This is a genomic window from Eudoraea chungangensis (genome assembly GCF_029360665.1).
Lineage (GTDB): Bacteria > Bacteroidota > Bacteroidia > Flavobacteriales > Flavobacteriaceae > Eudoraea > Eudoraea chungangensis.
The window spans coordinates 110,848-129,842 of the sequence record NZ_JARDUB010000003.1 but is presented as its reverse complement, the minus strand read 5'-3'; the positions used below and the strand labels follow the sequence as shown (position 1 = coordinate 129,842).

Annotated in this window: 19 protein-coding genes; 6 read left to right on the top strand and 13 right to left on the bottom strand. The window is 36.4% G+C overall.

The window, feature by feature from the left end; all coding sequences use genetic code 11:
* Positions 1 to 25 precede the first annotated feature (25 nt).
* From PXG98_RS07415 to PXG98_RS07390, 6 genes are all read right to left on the bottom strand, one after another.
* Positions 26 to 1,087 (bottom strand): aminotransferase class I/II-fold pyridoxal phosphate-dependent enzyme, encoded by a 1,062-nt coding sequence (locus tag PXG98_RS07415; RefSeq protein WP_276390001.1) that lies wholly within the window; start codon positions 1,085 to 1,087, stop codon positions 26 to 28.
* On the bottom strand, positions 1,084 to 2,097 hold the full coding sequence (locus PXG98_RS07410; RefSeq protein ID WP_276390770.1) for a dipeptide epimerase: 1,014 nt from the start codon (positions 2,095 to 2,097) through the stop codon (positions 1,084 to 1,086). Before PXG98_RS07410 ends, PXG98_RS07415 begins: the two co-directional genes overlap by 4 nt.
* A gap of 112 nt (positions 2,098 to 2,209) precedes the next feature.
* Positions 2,210 to 2,932 carry a head GIN domain-containing protein gene (locus PXG98_RS07405; protein ID WP_276390000.1) on the bottom strand — a complete coding sequence of 241 codons (723 nt, stop codon included), beginning with the start codon at positions 2,930 to 2,932 and terminating at the stop codon, positions 2,210 to 2,212.
* Between the two features lie 139 nt (positions 2,933 to 3,071).
* Positions 3,072 to 4,871 (bottom strand): PspC domain-containing protein, encoded by a 1,800-nt coding sequence (locus tag PXG98_RS07400; protein WP_276389999.1) that lies wholly within the window; start codon positions 4,869 to 4,871, stop codon positions 3,072 to 3,074.
* Positions 4,872 to 4,873: 2 nt separating this feature from the next.
* On the bottom strand, positions 4,874 to 5,209 hold the full coding sequence (locus PXG98_RS07395; RefSeq protein ID WP_276389998.1) for a PadR family transcriptional regulator: 336 nt from the start codon (positions 5,207 to 5,209) through the stop codon (positions 4,874 to 4,876).
* Between the two features lie 164 nt (positions 5,210 to 5,373).
* Positions 5,374 to 5,856: a DUF4870 domain-containing protein gene (locus PXG98_RS07390; protein ID WP_276389997.1), complete on the bottom strand. Its 483-nt coding sequence runs from the start codon at positions 5,854 to 5,856 to the stop codon at positions 5,374 to 5,376.
* A gap of 134 nt (positions 5,857 to 5,990) precedes the next feature.
* Here PXG98_RS07390 and PXG98_RS07385 point away from each other — a divergent pair, with 134 nt between their 5' ends.
* The 4 genes from PXG98_RS07385 to nudK all read left to right on the top strand — a co-directional run bounded on the left by PXG98_RS07385 (position 5,991) and on the right by nudK (position 8,728).
* Entirely contained in the window at positions 5,991 to 6,443 is a 453-nt protein-coding gene (locus tag PXG98_RS07385; protein WP_276389995.1) for a DUF4442 domain-containing protein, read from the top strand.
* A gap of 172 nt (positions 6,444 to 6,615) precedes the next feature.
* Positions 6,616 to 7,416 (top strand): TIGR00266 family protein, encoded by an 801-nt coding sequence (locus PXG98_RS07380; RefSeq protein WP_276389994.1) that lies wholly within the window; start codon positions 6,616 to 6,618, stop codon positions 7,414 to 7,416.
* 26 nt (positions 7,417 to 7,442) lie between these two features.
* Entirely contained in the window at positions 7,443 to 8,096 is a 654-nt protein-coding gene (locus PXG98_RS07375; protein WP_276389993.1) for a DUF2461 domain-containing protein, read from the top strand.
* 62 nt (positions 8,097 to 8,158) lie between these two features.
* Complete coding sequence (nudK, locus tag PXG98_RS07370) at positions 8,159 to 8,728, top strand: GDP-mannose pyrophosphatase NudK (protein ID WP_276389990.1); 570 nt, start codon at positions 8,159 to 8,161, stop codon at positions 8,726 to 8,728.
* Here nudK and PXG98_RS07365 read toward each other — a convergent pair.
* A complete protein-coding gene (locus PXG98_RS07365) occupies positions 8,725 to 10,002 on the bottom strand; it encodes a D-alanyl-D-alanine carboxypeptidase (RefSeq protein ID WP_276390769.1) in 1,278 nt (425 codons plus the stop codon). The genes nudK and PXG98_RS07365 overlap by 4 nt on opposite strands.
* 118 nt (positions 10,003 to 10,120) lie before the next feature.
* On the opposite strand from PXG98_RS07365, the gene PXG98_RS07360 reads away from it, so the two are divergent.
* Positions 10,121 to 10,318 carry a hypothetical protein gene (locus PXG98_RS07360; RefSeq protein WP_276389988.1) on the top strand — a complete coding sequence of 66 codons (198 nt, stop codon included), beginning with the start codon at positions 10,121 to 10,123 and terminating at the stop codon, positions 10,316 to 10,318.
* Between the two features lie 25 nt (positions 10,319 to 10,343).
* Here PXG98_RS07360 and PXG98_RS07355 read toward each other — a convergent pair whose 3' ends face one another.
* Together PXG98_RS07355 and PXG98_RS07350 are read right to left on the bottom strand one after the other, a co-directional pair.
* Positions 10,344 to 11,285: a LysR substrate-binding domain-containing protein gene (locus tag PXG98_RS07355; protein ID WP_276389987.1), complete on the bottom strand. Its 942-nt coding sequence runs from the start codon at positions 11,283 to 11,285 to the stop codon at positions 10,344 to 10,346.
* Between the two features lie 147 nt (positions 11,286 to 11,432).
* Positions 11,433 to 11,855 carry a DUF2141 domain-containing protein gene (locus PXG98_RS07350; RefSeq protein WP_276389986.1) on the bottom strand — a complete coding sequence of 141 codons (423 nt, stop codon included), beginning with the start codon at positions 11,853 to 11,855 and terminating at the stop codon, positions 11,433 to 11,435.
* 211 nt (positions 11,856 to 12,066) lie between these two features.
* On the opposite strand from PXG98_RS07350, the gene PXG98_RS07345 reads away from it, so the two are divergent.
* Entirely contained in the window at positions 12,067 to 14,226 is a 2,160-nt protein-coding gene (locus tag PXG98_RS07345; protein WP_276389985.1) for a TonB-dependent receptor, read from the top strand.
* Positions 14,227 to 14,888: 662 nt separating this feature from the next.
* Here PXG98_RS07345 and PXG98_RS07340 read toward each other — a convergent pair.
* The 4 genes from PXG98_RS07340 to PXG98_RS07325 all read right to left on the bottom strand — a co-directional run bounded on the left by PXG98_RS07340 (position 14,889) and on the right by PXG98_RS07325 (position 18,985).
* Positions 14,889 to 15,266: a hypothetical protein gene (locus PXG98_RS07340; RefSeq protein WP_276389984.1), complete on the bottom strand. Its 378-nt coding sequence runs from the start codon at positions 15,264 to 15,266 to the stop codon at positions 14,889 to 14,891.
* A gap of 24 nt (positions 15,267 to 15,290) precedes the next feature.
* Positions 15,291 to 17,318 carry a S9 family peptidase gene (locus PXG98_RS07335; protein WP_276389982.1) on the bottom strand — a complete coding sequence of 676 codons (2,028 nt, stop codon included), beginning with the start codon at positions 17,316 to 17,318 and terminating at the stop codon, positions 15,291 to 15,293.
* A 345-nt stretch (positions 17,319 to 17,663) separates the two neighbouring features.
* Complete coding sequence (locus PXG98_RS07330; RefSeq protein WP_276389981.1) at positions 17,664 to 18,182, bottom strand: nuclear transport factor 2 family protein; 519 nt, start codon at positions 18,180 to 18,182, stop codon at positions 17,664 to 17,666.
* A gap of 41 nt (positions 18,183 to 18,223) precedes the next feature.
* Positions 18,224 to 18,985 carry a hypothetical protein gene (locus PXG98_RS07325; protein WP_276389980.1) on the bottom strand — a complete coding sequence of 254 codons (762 nt, stop codon included), beginning with the start codon at positions 18,983 to 18,985 and terminating at the stop codon, positions 18,224 to 18,226.
* Between the last annotated feature and the right edge of the window lie 10 nt (positions 18,986 to 18,995).

The following is an 18,995-nucleotide window of genomic DNA, read 5'->3' as shown; positions in this document are numbered from 1 at the left end:
AATTTATGGATTTATGAATACCGATTTAATTGTGTTCTTGCTCAAAATATTCATTTATACAATGGCAGAGTTGGGAGATATCTTTTTTCTTATGTGATGCACTTAAGACTATTCTACTCTTCAAGCTGTTTGATGCATCAGGATACTCAAAATGGGAGACAATAATGCCATGAGTAGCCAAATATGAAACAAGGGATTCATTTGTAAAGGAATATGCAGGGAAATCTTCTATGTAGGTAAAGTGATCCTTTTGTTTAATTCCTTTTAAAAATAGTTTTATGTTCCTTTGAAGACGAATTCTTTTTTTCTCATAAAGACTAATGGATTCAGTTAGAGTAGCCAGAGCAGCAGCGGCGGCAGGGGAAGCCCCAGTAAAAGTAGCGGTATGCCTTAAAGCCTGTAAAGTACTTTTATTCCCAAAAATGGCACCCCCGTCAATTCCCAAAGCTTTGCCTAAAGAACAAGAGACAAGAAGTTCTTTTGGGTTATAAGAATATATCTTTTTATAAATGCCTGCTCCGTTTAGGCCAATTATTCCCATGCCATGCGAATCATCAACGATAAGTACACATTTATGAAGAGGGAGTAATTTTAAAGATTCAAAATTAGGGTAATTACTACCGTTAAAATCAATAGAATCTAAAAATACCACCGGAGTTCGATAAGGATCTAATTTTAATTGACTTCTTAGCGTTTCATTCAAATAATGGATTGTTTTATAAGAATCTATTTTACCTCGAATCAGAGCCGAGTGAGTGCCAGGTAAATAGTAAAGTCTATACTTGGTGGAGGCATAGAAGGCACTCAGTAATTGACCGGCTAAATAGCCAGAAGAAACGGTCATGGCCTTCTCCGCTCCGGTCCATGTAGCTAACATTTCTTCTGCCTTTTCGTAAAGTGTTATTTTGATGTTAGAAATCCTTGAAGCCCCGTAATTAGTTCCGTATTTCTGCAAGTTGGCGATATATTTTTTTTGAAAAAAGACATCCGTTTGCACACCCAGATAGGCAGTTCCACCAAAATACAGAAAGGTTTTTAAGTTGTAAGTAATCTTTCTGCCCGGGAAAGAATCTATACTTATATTCATCCTACAAGGCTTATTCCGCTTCCATCTAGTCTTGGAAATATTACTTCTCCATTTTCTTCAATTTTTACTCCGGTAGCTATATCTTCTTTTAAAAGCATAGCTCCATCCATGTCAACGTAGTCTAGTTGCGGTAAAAGCTGTGCAATAGCTGATATTCCTACAGTAGACTCTGTCATGCATCCTACCATCACCTTAAGCTCTAACGCTTTAGCCTCTTTTATCATTTTTAAAGCTGGGGTAAGTCCTCCACATTTGGTAAGTTTTATATTTATTCCATTAAAATGTAGTGCACATTTTGCAACATCTTCTTTAACAATACAGCTCTCATCCGCTATTACGGGCAATACACTTGCGTGCAATACCTGTTCCATACCTTCCCAATCATCTGCCCTCAGGGGCTGTTCTAAGAATTCAACGCCTAATGTCTTTAGTAAGGGAGCATTTTCTATGGTTTCTTTAACAGACCACGCGCAATTGGCATCGATACGAAAGACGGCATCTGTATGCTTTCTTAGTTCTCTAATAATGGCTACATCATCTTCGGTGCCTAACTTAATTTTATAAATAGGCCAAACTTTTTCTTTAATCTTAGAAACCATTTTTGCCGGAGAATCTAAGCCTATAGTATAATTGGTTATGGGATAATTACTCTTATTTGTACCCCAAATTTCATAGAGTGGTTTTCCTTTTAATTTTCCAAATAAGTCATGGGCCGCTAGGTCTAATGCACAGCGCGAAAAGTTACTGAGGTTTTCTTTGGAAAGAAAATCATAAAAGGTATGTGGTGAAATAAAATTATGTGCTTCAATTTTATCCCGAATCTGTTCAATTTCTTCCATCATACCCTCACAACTTATCCCATAATACGGATTAGAAGTAGCTTCACCATAACCAGTTTGAGTTCCTTCGGTTAGACTTATAATTAATGTGTTTTGAAAATCGTGTGACTCTCTGGAAATACTAAAAGTATGTCTTAGCTGTAAGACGTATTTTTTTAAGGTAAGTTGCATTATTTTTTTCTTTAAAGCTAATATAAATAAATCCAATTGACCTCCATTAAAAAACCCTGGCATGATTACCAGGGTTATTAAGATAAAGGGTCTAGGTTTAAAGCAAAGAGAGCTAGTTTTTTCTTACACTTCCAGAAACAGAATTTTTGGCTTGTATACTTGCCTCTCCGGTATATCTAATATCAGCACCACTACTGGCATCGGCAACCAGAGATTCGCTTACATTTACAGAGATATCTGCCCCACTACTAGCATTGGCCTTACAGTTTTGAACTATCAGGTTTTTAGCATTTATACCTGCTCCACTGCTTGCGCTAGCTTGTAAAGAAATTGCTTCCCCACTTAGTCTCATATCGGCACCGCTACTGGTATCTGCATTGGCTTCGTCGGCCATGATTTCAGCGTTAAGGTCAGAGCCACTGCTGGCATTAAGTGTAATTTTGTCTGCTTCAATGATACCGTTGGCTACCAAATCTGCCCCGGAAGAAGCATATAAACCAGTAATTTCAGGTAGTGTAACAAATATTTTTTTAGTGGCTCTGCCAATATTTTGAGTACAATGAATTTTAAGTTTGTCGCCCTTAATATCTGTGGCAATTAAATCAATTACATTTTCGTCTGCCTCTACTCTTATTTCAAATTCAGGGGCTTGGGTAACATAAACATCCAAACCTTCTGCTGCAGATACAACGGTAAATTCTCCTGTAATTGGTCTTTCATCTGTGGTAACGGCTCCATTGCCTTTTACACCTTGCCCAAAGTCTATATCAAAGGCACAGGAGGATAAAAATAGCGCCAAAATAAATGCGATGGTAATTCTAGCTAAAGTTGTCATGATTTTCGTTTTTTTTGTTGACCGATTTAGATCGGATTAATGATTAATATTTAGTGATTCAAAAGTGATTTATTTTTAATGAATGAGGTAACTTTTGTTACCCAATTGTTTAATGTTTAGGATGAGCTGTAATTCCTAGTTAGGATTTATTATTTTTAATTTCAACGCCATTTTCATCAATATTCATTTTGAAGGATTCCCCATCATCCTGTAAATTTATATCAACACCATCTTCATTTTTTATTTGTACACCGTCTTCGTCTATTTTCATTTTAAATTTTTCGCCATTGTCCTCAATATCTATATCAATGCCATTTTCATCTATTTTTATATGACCGTTTTCTCTGGTTTTATCCATAATTAATGGGCAATCTATACATTCAAGAATTCCGTTATTCTGCATAGTCCATTGGTATTTAATTAAATCGAACCTGGAAATATCCTTATCATACTTGGTAGCTCTTCCAATATGGTATTTTAGGGATTCATCTAAGGTCAAAACTGTATTTTCAGGAACAAATACGGTAATACGAACTTCCTGATCTCTAACTTTATTTTTGGCTGCAGTAGTCAAAAAATCGTTTAGTTTTAAAGTGTTACCTTCTTGGGAATATTCATAATTTATTTGTTGAGAACGTTCTTTGGCAGATTCAAAGGAACCGCCATTTGCGTCTTTTCGTATTTGAATACGACTAATGCTGTCTTCAGATCTCTTAAAGTTTACTATAACATCATCTGAAAAAAGGATTTTCCCGTCTTGATCGTCGTAGGTAACCGTCATTCCGTCTATTCCAATGTTTTCTTGGCTGTCGTAGTAATCACTGCTGTTCAGTCTAACGTGTAAGGTATCTAACTCAGAGGCAAAAACAAGATCTTCCTTGATTGTTGTAGTTCCATTATAGGCATGAGAACTGGCTTGCTGAATTCCTAAGACACTCAGTCCAATAACAGAGAGCAACCATAGGCCTAATAGGGAGAATTTTGCTATGTTTCCTATAGATTTAAGGTTGTTAACCAAGATCTTTAATCCCAGGTATAATAGGAAAAAGAAAGGGATACCCACAGCAAAAAACGCAAGAAGGGATACCAGCCAAACAGGGGCAGAGGTAGAATTAACCATATCATAAAAGTCTATCCCAGGGATATGTACAATATCTAAAACACCTACGGTGAATAAGCCTATAAAAAGTCCAATTAGTGTAGCTGCGCCAATAATAATCAACAATATTCCAATGAATTTCCCAACAACCTTAAAGAAAAACATAATGATATCGCCCAAAGTGTCAAAAAAGGTCTTTCCGCCGCTTTTAACCTTGTTGCCTACTTTCTCATAGTCTACACTCTTTACTTTATCAGCGACATCATCGAAGCCTTCCTTAACCTTTCTTTCGATATTGCTTATATTCACTGGTTCGCCTTTCATATCCAGTTTTTGAGAAGTACTCGCAGCCTCTGGAACTAGAATCCAAAGAAGAATGTAAGCAATAAAGCCAAAGCCTGTAAAGAGCGCTAGAAGTATGAAAATTAGTCTTATCCAAAGGGAATCTATACCTAAATAGTGTTCCAGGCCAGCACATACCCCACCAATATACTTACTGTCTATATCTCGATAAAGTTTCTTTCCTTTTCTTGAAGGTTCGGTATGTTTTCTTGGTTCATCTTCAAAGATGTCCTCGTCTACCATGTAGTCTTCAGGCTGTCCCATTACGCCTATTACTTCATCCACCTCTTTTAGCGTTATCACTTGCCTGTCGTTTTCCATTTTTTCTTGGAATAATTCGGCAATTCTGGCTTCTATATCCGCAATAATTTCATCGCTTCCCGCTGTGCCAGAAAAAGATCTTTTTATCGATTCCAGGTAGCGTTGTAGTTTATTAAATGCTTTCTCATCGATATGAAAAAGTATGTTTGCTAGATTTATATTTACTGTCTTATTCATTGTTAGTTGTTTTTAGCATTGGTAACTAAATTGACTGCTCCTCGGAGTTCGTCCCATGTTGTGTCTAATTCTTTGAGAAATACTTTTCCGGTTTCTGTTAAACCGTAGTACTTACGAGGGGGTCCTGATGTAGATTCTTCCCAGCGGTAGTTTAAAAGACCTGCATTTTTGAGCCGAGTTAAAAGGGGATAAATGGTTCCCTCTACTACTAACATCTTTGCGTCTTTGAGCGTTCCAAGAATTTCTGAAGCGTACTTGTCGTCTCCTTCCAAAATAGATAGGATGCAATACTCCAGAACTCCTTTACGCATTTGCGCCTTTGTGTTTTCTATATTCATAATGTCATTTTTCTATTGGTGCTGGTCCGCTTGTTGGCTTCTATTTCAACACTTGATTAACTGTTCGTTTTTTGCTTTTCATTTTGATTGATAAATAAACTCTTTTTATGGATTTGTAAATATTCACAGCTTGATTAGGGCTGTAGTAATTAGGGTCTATATTTTTATTTAATAAATTTTATGGTCAGAGGATATTTGAAATATTCCCCTTCGTTAGTCCTTAAGGTTGCCAGGATAGTATAAACTATATTGATAATAAAAAGCGCTACTTGCAGGATTCCTGCAATGCCTGCTGGCCAAAGCAGTTTCCGAATATTGAAGTAATCGCTTGAAAAGTGAAAATCTACATTGTTGAACTGATTGAAATCATTTAAATGTAAAAGACCACCTTCGAAAATATTTGGGATAAAACCAAATAACAAGGGTACAGAAAGAATTCCTAAAACTGCAGAATACAGTAAGAGGCTAATTTGAAAATTTAAGGCCTGTTTCCCGCTGTAATCTACAAAGCGCTGTTCATTTTTATTTGCAGTCCACAGAACCAGAGGTATTATAATATTTCCAAAGGGAATAAAGTACTTGCTCAGTGTAGACGCATGTATTATTGAGGCTACATTTCTTTCGTGTTTTGTCAGTGTCTCTGCCATGGCATATTAGTTTCTTATGCAAATATATGGCTAAAAAAAGGTATTATGCAAAACATAGTACTATAAATTAACATAAATTTAACATATCATATCGAGAGTATATTTATTATTTTTACAAGAAATCCTAAGCATACATGGACCTCCCATTAAAAACAAACCTATTTACTTTTTTTAAACTTCCGTCGGCCTGGTGGAGTGGCGTACGCTTAAAATCAGTAGACGATGAGTCGGCCGTAGTGACTTTAAAGCACAGTTGGTTTAATCAAAACCCTTTTAAATCAATATTCTGGGCCGTTTTAGGGATGGCAGCAGAATTAAGTACAGGTGTACTGGTTATGACCAAGATACGGGAGAGCGGCCAAAGCATTTCGATGTTGGTGGCTAATAATAATGCTAATTTTTCTAAAAAAGCCACTGGTAAAATCTCATTTAAATGTGTTGAAGGGTCGAAACTTCAAAAAATAATAGACCAAGTTATTACCACAGGGGAAGGACAAACAGTATGGCTTCAATCTGTTGGGACTAACAGGGAAGGAGTAGTAGTTGCTACCTTCAATTTTGAATGGGCACTAAAATTGCGGAAATAAGTATTTCACTATATAGATAAATAGTTCACGATATACTTCTGAGGAAAAAGGCTTGCTTTTCTGGGATGTCATTAAATTTCAATAATTGCTGTGATTTAGAGAATCTAATGATTCATAATTGTAACATATTTACTTTTTTGACAACTTATTATTAAAACTAAAATCTTAATAAATGAATGCACACGAAATAGACTACCACATTTATGGTGAAGAAATGCAATATGTAGAAATTGAACTAGACCCGCAAGAAGCCGTTATTGCGGAGGCGGGAAGTTTTATGATGATGGACAGTGATATAAAAATGGATACCATTTTTGGAGACGGTTCAAATCAGGATAACAGTGTCTTGGGGAAAATATTCTCAGCAGGGAAAAGAGTTTTAACAGGAGAGAGTTTATTCATGACTGCTTTTCTAAACGTTGGGCATCAGAAAAAAGAAGTGAGTTTCGCTTCTCCATATCCTGGCAAAATTGTGCCCATTGATTTATCCGAAAAACAAGGAAAATTTATCTGTCAGAAGGATGCCTTTCTTTGCGCTGCAAAAGGGGTAACCATTGATATAGAATTTTCTAAACGTTTGGGAAGAGGATTTTTCGGAGGAGAAGGTTTTATCATGCAAAAACTGCAGGGAGACGGGATGGCTTTTGTACATGCCGGTGGAACCTTGGCAAGGAAAGAACTGGCAGCAGGTGAAATCCTAAAAGTAGACACAGGATGCATTGTTGGTTTTACTCAGCATGTGGATTACGACATAGAATTTGTGGGCGGTATTAAGAATACTATTTTTGGAGGAGAAGGACTGTTCTATGCCACCCTTAGAGGTCCTGGTACAGTTTATATTCAATCTCTTCCATTTAGCAGACTTGCCGGTAGGGTTTGGGCAGCTGCTCCCAAAGGTGGTGGAAAGGATAAGGGAGAAGGAAGTATATTAGGTGACTTAGGAGATATTGTAATGGGTGACAATAGGTTTTAGTTACTTAGAATCATTATCTTTTGGAAATGGATTTTAATTTGTTGCTTCATTTTTTAGAAGATCTTAATAAAAACAATTCCAAACAGTGGATGGATCTTAACAGAAAACGGTATCACCAAGTTCGAAATACCTTTATAGATTGGCTAGATAAGATAAACTTAAAACTAGCCGAAATAGATAAGGATTACTACTTTACACCAGGAAAAAAGGGTATTATTAGAATAAACAACAATTTGCTATACCACCCAACGAAACCTGTTTATAAGGATTATTTTGGTGCAGGTTTTGATAAAGCACCCGGATATGGAGATTTCTATGTAGAAATTGGGCTGGAACAATCTCTCTTTGCTGGAGGTATCTGGAAACCTCAGACTTCTAAACTCAACAGCATTAGACAAGCCATAGATTTCAATGGAGAAGAATTAATGGCCATTTTAATGAATCCTTCTTTCAAAAATCAGTTCGGTGGATTATACAAGGATGAGAAACTTAAAACAGCACCTAAGGGCTTTTCCAAATCCCATCCCTACCTATCGCTTTTGCAAAATAAGTCATTTGGGGTTATACACACTATTCCCAAAAACACTTTATTTGATGATAAATTTGAAGATTATCTTTTAGATATTTATATAGAAATGCTACCTTTTCGAAGATATCTTAATCGAGCGTTAACAGTCTAAGCTATGCAGACCTAGTCTGTAAAACCATGAGTTAATTGGTTTAGATCAAATTATAAGAATCTATGATCAAAAATGTTGTAAAAGAAACCTTATCGGATAACTGGTATACCCTTTATAAGTACGCATATGATTACAAGAAGAAAGATGGTCTTTGGGAAAGACAAGAACGGGAAGCATACGATAGGGGTAATGGGGCTGCAATTCTTTTAATAAATAAAGAGAAGCAGCGTATAATTCTTACCGAACAGTTTCGGATGCCAACCTTTGTTAACGGGAATGCTAGTGGGTTGATGGTAGAGGTATGCGCAGGTTTATTAGATGGTGATGAACCTGAGGCTTGCATAAAAAAGGAAGTAGAAGAGGAAACCGGATATAAGATAAATAAAGTACAAAAGGTTTTTGAATCCTATATGTCTCCTGGCTCTGTAACCGAAATTTTGTATTTTTTTATCGGCGAATATGAAGAAAAAATGAAAATAGGAGAGGGAGGAGGAGCAGAAGACGAGACCGAAAATATCGAGGTATTAGAATTGCCTTTTGAACGAGCCATAAGCTGGATAAAAGAGGGTAAAATAAAGGATGCTAAGACTATAATGCTTATTCAATATGCGCAATTAAATAATCTCTTTTAATATTTCACCTTAACAAAGGCCAGGAATTCCTGCATTCGTTCTTTTATTTCTGAAGGAGTTTGCCTAAAATGATTATTCATAATGCTAAAAAGCAAGATTTTACCAGAATCTGTTTTCAAATACCCACTAAGACAATGATTATTACCTAGACTACCAGTTTTTGCATAGATGTAGGGGTCCGTTGAGCTAACATACCATTCTTTAAGGGTTCCTGATTCACCGCCTACTGCAAAAAGACTAAATAGTCTTCCTTCGTCATACTCCGTGTACATCCTATATAATACATTAACCAAAGACTCCGGACTAAATAGATTATATCTAGATAATCCAGAACCATCTACCCATCGGGGAGATTGTTTTAAGTCGTTCAAATAATTATCTAGCATATAGTCTATCGTTTTTTTGGAGGACAAAGAGTCGGAAATGGTTGAAGACCCCATAATCAAAATTTGTTCGGCCAAAAAATTATCACTCTTTTGCATCATTTCTTTGGCTAAAGAATCTCTGGAACTTCCAAAAAATGTCTCTAGTTTACCTGCTGGCAGACGGTTTAAATGATTTATTTTTTTCTTAAAAATACCTTCTAAAAGACCTAGGACTATCGAGTCTTTAGTAATAAATGGCACATAAAGTGTATCCTTTCTTTCAGGAGGAAAATAGAATATATTCTCGCTCTTTTCTCTATTCGTTTTATTTGACCTTACCAATACAGTGGAGCTAAAATAGTCGGGGTAGATGCCGAAATTAGGATCTTTAAAAATTGTTACTACATTTCCATATAAAGGAAAACTATTTCGTTCTGGAGAAAAAGACAAATCATAGTCTTCCCAAGCCCAACCAGGGCCAAATGCAGGGTCATAATAATTATCTAAATATACGGCAAGGTGTTTAAAGTTTTTGATATAGTTAAAGGCCGAGCTGTCTTTAAAAATTGGGTGAAAAAAAGAGGGGTCACCGGTTCCCGTAACAATCAAGGTATCTTTAGATATTAGGTATTTGAAGGAGGGCACTTTTGGAGGCAAAAGCTTCAAGGCCGTATATAGGGTAAAAATTTTGGTGTTACTGGCAGGGGTAAAATATTTGGCACTATTGTAACTAACAATGGTGTCTTTCTTATCCGGATCGAATAACATTATTCCTGTGAAGTGATTGTCAGAAGCAGAGGAATAAAGAGTATCTACTTTTTTTTGAATAATTTTTGAAGTACTACAGGCCCCCAGCAAAAGAAAATTAAACAAAAGTGATACTACTATAATACGTCTTACAAAAATCACGATAGTCAAATAACAATTTAACATGAAATTATTTAATTTTTAACGGAATGTACACAATAATACAAAGCTTTTTTTGGTTATTTTTACAATAACAATCTAATTAAAACAAACTCTCAATATGGCAAAAGCTATGCTGGAGTATTATAAAACAGTACTCCAAAAAGTAAGTTTTGATGTTAAACTTTTTAGTAAAGAACTGAAAAAAGCAATTTCTAAGCTACTTCCTGAAGAAATTGAAGAACTCAAAACCTGGCTTCACAATTTTATTACCGACAAGCCAGAATTACAACCGACACTATTGTATTTAAAAGCCTAACAACAAGCCACCTTCTTAAGGTGGCTTAAATTTTACTAAGAGGACTTATTATGTTTACATCCTGAAAAGCTATTGCCCCTCTAACTATTCCTGAGATTACCTCCTTTAAAGCCTGTGTTATTTGAATTTTCAGTTCGTTTTTATGATAAATTAAACTTACTTCTCTTGCTGGAGACGGCTTATTGAAATATTTGAGATTGTTCTTTTTTTGTGTATCCAGTTCCAGAGTATTCAGATAGGGCAAAAGGGTCATTCCCAGCCCCTCATCAGCCAAATTGACCATGGTTTCAAAACTTCCACTTTGCAGTTGAAAATGCTCATCTGCATATTTTTTTGGGCTTTTACATAAATTAACTACCCCTTCCTTAAAGCAATGTCCATCTTGCAATAGTAAAATATCGTTTATGTCTAAATCTGATGGATTTAATTTGTCTTGTTTTGCCAAACGATGGTTTTTAGGGACATAACCAACAAAGGGCTCGTAATAAAGGGGTCTTTCAATTATACTTTCTATTTCTAATGGTGTCGCGGCTATTGCCCCGTCTAAATGACCTTCTTGTAAGTTTTTAATCAATGCTTCTGTATTCTGCTCTTTAATAATCAGATTTACTTTGGGGTATTTTTTTATAAAGGTTTTTAGGAACATGGGTAAGAGTGTTGGCATTATGGTAGGGATCAACCCCAAGGTGTATTCACCACCTATAAAGCCTTTTTCTTGATCTACAATATCCTTAATACGGTCTGCTTCATTGACAATATTCTTTGCTTGTGCAACTATTTTAAGTCCCGCCGCAGTAATCCGGATAGGTTTTTTACTTCTGTCAAAAATCTTAACGTCTAACTCGTCTTCTAATTTTTGCACTTGCATGCTTAGGGTAGGTTGCGTCACATAACTCTTTTCAGCGGCCAATGTAAAATTTTGATATTCCGCTACGGCCAAAACATACTGTAATTGTGTAATCGTCATTCGGATAAAGTTTATGTATAAAAATATAAAATCTATCAATAAAACTTATACACTTAATAAAAGATATTTAAATAATTTATTCTCTTAGGCGGGATGTCTCATGGATCTTATGGTAGGCACCCCCACTATTTAAGTGGAGGTTAGATTCTATTCAAACTTGAGATGTATATTCATGTCTTCTTCTCCTACTTCAAAATTTACATCGGAAAAGGAGGGGGGCCCCATTTTACCGTTTGTACCGCTCATGGCATATTTTTCTTTTGGCATTCCATTGTCTTCAAAATCCATTTTTTGATTTTCATTTTCATCGTGTAAGACCGAAAGCGCGTAGGTTCCTGGAGCTATGTTTTTAAATTTTACCGTAATACTCCCTTGTTTAGCCTTTTCTTTTTTGTTTTGGATTCCCGGTCCTTTCATAAATGTTTCTTCCGAGTGTAAGGCTGTGAGGACGTTGCCCTCGCTGCTAATTATATTTTCGATGGTCAAAGTAAGCGTAATTCCATCCGTGTCTTGTGCCTCGGCAACAAGGCTAGTGATAAACATTCCAAGCAATAAGGCAATTGTTTTCATACTGTTTTGATTTTTGTGTTAATGATGCCTCAAATATCCCATAAGTCTATTGTCACACAAAGATTTAGTTGCCGAGTTGTGGAATTTAAAGGCTGAATTGTATCTCAACTGTTTGACGACAATTCACAACTAAAAACTTACAGTTGGGTTAAATCTTTTGGGAAACTTTTTGATAGATAAGCAGTTTTGGGCATTAATTAAATACAATGCCATGAAATACTCCATTTTTATATTTTTCCTTTTAAAGCTTATTCTTGCATCTTCTCAAACCAATTTAGATGGATACGTATTAGACAAAGAAGGAACACCTATTTCGCAAGTAAATGTATATATAGAAGGTACTTATGACGGAGGTTCTACTGATGACGAGGGGTTTTACTCCTTTAAAACTGAAACTAAGGGAGCTCAGTTATTGGTAATATCTAGCTTGGGGTACGAAACCCTCAAGGTAGTTATTAATGTTAGTGAGGTTCAACAACGTAAGGATTACTTGGATGTAGCGGTAAATTCCTTAACGGGAGTAACCCTTTCTGCCGGAACCTTTGAAGCAGGCGGTGAGTCTAAGGCAAGTGTACTTAAGCCTTTGGACATTGTAACCACGGCGGGTGCTATGGGCGATTTTGTTGCTGCCCTGCAAACCTTACCAGGTACAACAACAGTAAATGAGGATGGAAGGCTATTTGTTCGCGGTGGCGACGCTAATGAAACACAAATTTTCATCGATGGTTTAAGAGTTTTTCAACCTTTTATAGAAACCGCTAATAATAGCCCAACTCGGGGTAGGTTTTCGCCTTTTCTCTTTAAAGGTATTTCATTCAGTACAGGCGGTTATTCGGCAGAATATGGCCAAGCTCTTTCCAGTGTTTTAATCTTAAATACGGCAGACGTTGCAGAGCAAGAAAAAACGGATATCTCTTTGATGAGTGTTGGTGGGGGAATAGGACATACGGAAATCTGGAACAACCAGTCATTAAGTATAAATACCTCCTATATTAATTTGGCTCCCTATGAAGCCCTGCTGCCATCAGATCAGAATGTAGAGTGGATTAAACCTTACGAATCTCTTTCGGGAGAAGCAGTATATCGCCTTAAGCTAAATAATGGTCTCTTTAAGTTTTACACTGCCTTTAATTATTCTAATCTTTCTCTCAGACAAGAGAATGTGAATTTTGAAGAATTTGTTCCCTATCAACTAAAAAATAATAATTATTATCTGAACACAAGCTATAAACATTTTTTTGGAAAAGGTTGGTCTTTAAGGGGAGGGGTAAGTTATGCAAAAGATAAAAGCGCCATAGGTATTCTCGATGATAACATAAATACTCAGGAAGCTGATGTTCATATAAAAGTAAAGGGGAAGAAGGCTTTTTCTAATCGATTTTCATGGTATTTAGGCATAGAACGTTTTATTATAGATTATGAGGATGTTTATAAACCTATGGAAAACATAGCTTTATCCAACGAGTTTAAGGAACAACTATCGTCTGTTTTTACAGAGGTTGATTGGTTTTTCAGCGATAAATTAGTATTAAAAGCTGGCTTGAGACTAGAGCATTCAAGAGCGCTAAGTCAACAAACTCTGGCACCAAGAATTTCTTTGGCATATAAACCAGGACATAGAAGTCAGTTTTCATTGGCATTGGGGAACTTTTATCAAAACCCTGATATTAACATATTAAAGTATGATACTAGTTTAATCGCTTCAAATACCTGGCACTATATTCTAAACTACCAATATAGCCTCAATGGAAGAACATTAAGGGCAGAAGCATACTATAAGGATTACAATAAATTGGTGAAATACAACACTGAAGAGCCTGTATTTTTTTCAGATTACACGAATACTGGCAATGGTTATGCCACTGGGATAGATTTTTTTTGGAGAGATAACGCCACGATTAATAATTTGGAATATTGGTTGTCCTATTCTCTTTTAACTACGAAGAGAGATTATCAAAACTATTCAGATTTAGCTACACCTAATTTTGCTCCTAAGCACAGTTTTTCTGCTGTTACAAAGTATTGGGTGGATGACTTAAGATCTCAAGTGGGTCTAAGCTATACTTTTGGTTCAGGACGTCCATATGATAATCCGAACAATCCCCAATTCTTAAATGAAAAAACCAAGGCATATAATAACATAAGCTTTAATTGGGCATATTTAATAGACCAGCAGAAAATACTATACTTCTCAGTTAGTAACGTTTTCGGATTTAACAACATCAGTAATTATGAATATGCGAATACTCCCAATCCCGACGGGAATTTCGACAGATTAGCAATAAGACCGCCGGCAGACAGCTTCTTTTTTGTTGGTTTATTCTGGACTATAAGTTCGGACAAGAAGAGTAATCAATTGCAGAATCTTTAATCTTGTCACTCCTCAAAATTTATAGTGACCTTCTTATCTTTCCGTATAAGGCAAAATAGCCGGCAATTATCATGGCAACACGACCTAAGATAAGGGTATAGAAGGCCACTTTTCCAAAAAACGATTTAGGTAGAAAACCTAAGATAACAACAGCTATGACCTAGTGAACTACGATAAAATAATTAAAAACACCGAAATAGTTCTTCATTTTGTTGACTGGCAAAATACTCGAAAGGATGGCATATGAAATTAAAGGAATACTTGCCCAGTCTATCCCGACAGCCATCATGGCTAACTATAGCAAATTTGGATATGATATATAGTAAATAGAAATAAGACTAAGCCCACCTCTGAATAAGGCAATTTAAAAAAGACGGATATAATCTAAACAGGAGACCCTTTTAAATACAACCGCCAGAATACATGAACTTTGTAACCCCAATCAGGTCAATACCTTAATTCCCGAGCTTATTCTAAAAAAAAATAGCGACTCCTCTCACCAATAAGCCTTTAACTAGCTTTCAGAGATCATCTATGGTGGGAAAAAGAGTAAAATGGGAATGTATGCAATACAATTCAGAGAAAAAAAAGCTTTGGTTTAAACCTGATTTTAACAAAGTGAATCAGACCTTTACCTGTGGTTTACATAGAATAATAGCGCTCTAGAATCTTTCGTAATCTGCTTTTTTGCTAACAATTTCTACCAACCAATAAATAAATTGCCCCAACCCACTGAGAAAAATAAAAAGTATAATCCAAACCAAGAGCATACTTCCTTGTTTTAAGTTCGGATTCTGCACGGCATGAACAATGTAGAAAATAAAACTTGCTAAGGATAATAAAACAATTAACCCTAAGACGATGAAAAAGGGAATTGCCCATTGTAGAATCAATCCGGGACCCGGTTCAACTCCTGGAGGCAGTTGTGAAACTTCCCCTATAAAGCTGAGCAATACTCCAAAATAGCCGAGAATCATTATGAAAGCAAAAAGAATTGGTCCAATAGCAAAGAAGGCTTGCCAGTATTTATTGTGTATCATATCACCCAATTTTACGTTTGTTATTTAATTGGTTTTATACTTTTCGAACCAGGCCAAAATACTTGCCAACTTCGCGATTAAATTACTAGGTCTGTTGGCAATTCCGTGCGAGGCTCCAGGAATTCTTACCATAGCAGATTCTACCTTTTCTAATTTTAAAGCGGCATAAAATTGTTCTGATTCCGCAATCGGGGTACGAAAATCTTCTTCTCCCGTGAGCAGCATGGTAGGGGTTGTAATATTACCTACGTAGCTTAAAGGAGACCTTTTTAAATAACTGGTAGGATCTTCCCATGGCTTATTTGGAAACCAATATTTATAGAAAAACCCTGGATTATCGGCATAAAGTACAAAGCTATACCAATTAATTACAGGTTTTGCTACTACGGCGGCGGTAAATCGGTCTGTTTTACCCACAATCCATGCTGTCAATACACCGCCACCACTACCACCGGTCACGAACAGGTTCTTTTCGTCAACGATGCCTTTTTCAATTACCGCATCCACCCCAGACATCAAGTCATCATAATCATTATTTGGGTAGTTATGGTGAATAAGATTGCCAAATTCTTCTCCATAGCTGGTACTCCCTCTTGGATTAGTGTACAGTACAAGATAGCCTTTGGCAGCCATTATCTGAAGTTCGGCACTAAAAACAGACCCATAACTTAGAAAGGGCCCTCCATGTATTTCCAGGATTAAAGGATACTTCTTTGAAGGGTCAAAATTTGGAGGTTTAATAAGCCAACCCTGAATACGCCTCTGATCATAGGACGACTCCCACCAAAGCTCTTCTACCTCTCCAATATTGCGGTAAGAAAATAAATCTTCATTTAAGGCAGTTAGTCGTTTCGTATTCTTTCGGTCATAAACCGCCAAATCTGCTGGATGTTGCGTTCCTCCCAGGGTATAGGCAAATTTATTTGTCTTCGAAACTGTAAATGTGCCAGAATTATATGGCCTACCTAAGGAAAGCCCTCCTAAATTTTCTACCAAGGAGGTAATCTTGCCACCCAAGGTAATATGGCCAATTTTCGTATCACCCTCTTCATTATACTGAAAATAAAGACCCTTGCCATCAGCGGCCCATTGAATATTTTGAATGTCCCTATCGAAGTCGGATGAAATAACTTTAATATTATTTCCATCCGCGGACATGGTGTATAATTGTGCAAGCTGGTATCCCTGGTATTTATCATCGTATCCAGTATAGGCAATAGTTTGGCCATCTGGTGATAATACAGGGGATTCATCAGGACCTAAACGTGTACTAAGCGCTTTTATAGATCCACTTGTAATATCCAAGGAATATACTTCGGTATTATTTGGCTCATATTCGTGTTCTTCATGCAGATTGGCAGAAAACAGCAATTTCGTATTATCCTTAGACCAAATGGGTCCTCCGTGATTAAAACTTGAGGAAGTTAATTGTCTTGGACTACCACCATTCGTAGAAAGAATAAAGAGCTGTCTATTTCCACTTTTTAAATACCCTTGCCCATCCCCACGATAATTCATTTTATCTATGTATTTAGGTGGTGCATTCCATACCGCTCCTTCAGGTTTTTCTGGCATCTTAATTAAAGATTCAGATTTTTCGGGAACAAACATGTTGAATGCCAGATATTTGTCGTCATGTGACCAGCTTACCCTATTTGGAACATTTGGTGTATTGGTAAGAGGCGCAATATTTTTGGTGTCTAGCCACATTAGAAAAAGTTTATTCTTACCATTCTGCATATTCGATATAAAGACGATTTTACTTCCATCATTAGACCATACAGGAGATCTGTCGTTTTGGTTACCAGAGGTTAATGGTCTGTTTTGTGTACCGTCAAAATTAACAATCCAAAGATTTGATAAATTTTTATCGGTCATGATATCCTTGAAGTTTCTCACATAGATTACTTGGGATCCATCCGGAGAGATTTGAGGATCAGAAACATATTCCATGCTAAAGATATCCGTCAATTGCAGATTGGTTTTCTGCTGGGCATTTAGCGCGGGAATAAAGCATGAAATGGAAATAAGAAGGAAAAATAGATTTTTCATATAGTGGTTTAATTGAGGACGAAATTTACTAAAGAATGTTTTAACTGACTAATTTGAACAGTCTTTTAAGGCGGTTGTTTTCTCAAATATCAGATATGACCGAATTAAAAAAAAACAAGTCTGGCTATGGCCAGACTTGTCATGGTTGGTTGATTAAATGTATTGGTTAATCTCAAATTTCATAGCAAAAAGTTCAATTTCTCAGGGGCCTCATAGTATTACTACTCGTAGCTACCTAGACAGAAGTTTTGCTATTATTATTATTATTATTATTGCCACTTTTTCTTTGAAAGGACATTAGTATAGTATATGAGTCTCAATTAGGTCACTTGTTCAGTGACCGCCTTATTCTTCATCACTCATTTCCTCCGCCATAGCCGCTTCGGCAGCTATTTTGGCCATTGCTGATGCATATTCTGCAATATTATAGTATCCATGTTCTTCCACAATTTTATTGTCTACAAATTGAAAGGTAAGATGTACTGGAATAACCATTTTTTGTCCATTAGCTGCCAAAGTGCCTTCCCATGTTCCCCAGAAATTTACCCATCGTTCTTTATCGTCATCAATTACCATTTCATAGAAGATGTTTTTATCACTAAAGCCATATTCCGAAGTATTGGCAAGGATTTGTTTAAGCCCTTCTAGTGTTTCCGAAGTGGACGAAGTTTCCAATGTATTGTGAGAAATTTTTGCAGTATCAGCATAATGGGAGGCCCAGCCTTCCCAGTTGCCTTCGGTGTAGTCCTTTAAGACTGCTTTAGCCACGTCAATTTCGGGTGATTTCGTAGTATATCTGGTTTCCGCCTGTTGGCAACCAAGAAAGAATAAGGTGCAAAGACCTAGTAAGAATAATTTTTTCATTGTGTTTTATTTAAAGATTATTGGTTTCTATTTATTGATTACTACTTAGACGGGCTATAGGCCATTTCAGGTCGCATTTGACCGGAAAAATTTTCATATTTCAAAAGACTACTTTGAAGTTCCCCATATAGTTTTGCCCATTCGTCTCCTAAAAGTTCATTGTTCGCAGCAACTTTTTTGGCATAGTCTTCTGCGTTTTTCGCAGCAATAGCTACCATATAGAATTCTCCTCTAACACCAAAACCGCTTTTATAAACTCTGTAGTGAAAAGCAGACCCCTTGGCTTCAAACAAGTCTTTTATAGCTTCAATCTTTTGGCTAACAAGTTTTCTATTAGCAGGAGTTATATGGAAATAATGAAACTTCCTGTAGTCTTCTCCTTCAATTGTTTGGGATATCCCACCAGGCATATAAGAGAGTTTTTTGCTCAAATAAATGATATAATCTTGCTCGGTGTCATAGCATTCATCCATTCTGTTGAATAGATTACCCATGGCCTCTTTCCCCATCTTTTCTGCAAGACCGGCAAATACAGGCTTATCTAGATCGGCCATATTGGCTATGGGGCTTACCCATAGATACCTATTGTCTTCAGTATTGGTTACAATAACATTCATAGACTGCGTGTTATGCTGTTTCATGTTCTTTATTAATTCACCGCAGATGCTTTCGTAATCTTGTACTTTAGAAGGTTTTATTACATCTTCATGAACCCAATAGGCCTGAGGTGAAGAATCTTCTTGTGCGAGACCAAGCCCACCTACAAGTAAGACTAATAAACTTGTTAAAAATTGCGATTTCATTTTTTTCATT

Coding starts and splice junctions, on each gene's coding strand:
- PXG98_RS07335 (WP_276389982.1), bottom strand. CDS start 17,318: ATGAAAAATCTATTTTTCCTTCTTATTTCCATTTCATGCTTTATTCCC.
- PXG98_RS07375 (WP_276389993.1), top strand. CDS start 7,443: ATGGATTTTAATTTGTTGCTTCATTTTTTAGAAGATCTTAATAAAAAC.
- PXG98_RS07360 (WP_276389988.1), top strand. CDS start 10,121: ATGGCAAAAGCTATGCTGGAGTATTATAAAACAGTACTCCAAAAAGTA.
- PXG98_RS07340 (WP_276389984.1), bottom strand. CDS start 15,266: ATGATACACAATAAATACTGGCAAGCCTTCTTTGCTATTGGACCAATT.
- PXG98_RS07415 (WP_276390001.1), bottom strand. CDS start 1,087: ATGAATATAAGTATAGATTCTTTCCCGGGCAGAAAGATTACTTACAAC.
- PXG98_RS07405 (WP_276390000.1), bottom strand. CDS start 2,932: ATGACAACTTTAGCTAGAATTACCATCGCATTTATTTTGGCGCTATTT.
- PXG98_RS07395 (WP_276389998.1), bottom strand. CDS start 5,209: ATGAATATAGAAAACACAAAGGCGCAAATGCGTAAAGGAGTTCTGGAG.
- PXG98_RS07385 (WP_276389995.1), top strand. CDS start 5,991: ATGGACCTCCCATTAAAAACAAACCTATTTACTTTTTTTAAACTTCCG.
- PXG98_RS07400 (WP_276389999.1), bottom strand. CDS start 4,871: ATGAATAAGACAGTAAATATAAATCTAGCAAACATACTTTTTCATATC.
- PXG98_RS07380 (WP_276389994.1), top strand. CDS start 6,616: ATGAATGCACACGAAATAGACTACCACATTTATGGTGAAGAAATGCAA.
- PXG98_RS07330 (WP_276389981.1), bottom strand. CDS start 18,182: ATGAAAAAATTATTCTTACTAGGTCTTTGCACCTTATTCTTTCTTGGT.
- PXG98_RS07355 (WP_276389987.1), bottom strand. CDS start 11,285: ATGACGATTACACAATTACAGTATGTTTTGGCCGTAGCGGAATATCAA.
- nudK (WP_276389990.1), top strand. CDS start 8,159: ATGATCAAAAATGTTGTAAAAGAAACCTTATCGGATAACTGGTATACC.
- PXG98_RS07410 (WP_276390770.1), bottom strand. CDS start 2,097: ATGCAACTTACCTTAAAAAAATACGTCTTACAGCTAAGACATACTTTT.
- PXG98_RS07350 (WP_276389986.1), bottom strand. CDS start 11,855: ATGAAAACAATTGCCTTATTGCTTGGAATGTTTATCACTAGCCTTGTT.
- PXG98_RS07345 (WP_276389985.1), top strand. CDS start 12,067: ATGAAATACTCCATTTTTATATTTTTCCTTTTAAAGCTTATTCTTGCA.
- PXG98_RS07325 (WP_276389980.1), bottom strand. CDS start 18,985: ATGAAATCGCAATTTTTAACAAGTTTATTAGTCTTACTTGTAGGTGGG.
- PXG98_RS07390 (WP_276389997.1), bottom strand. CDS start 5,856: ATGGCAGAGACACTGACAAAACACGAAAGAAATGTAGCCTCAATAATA.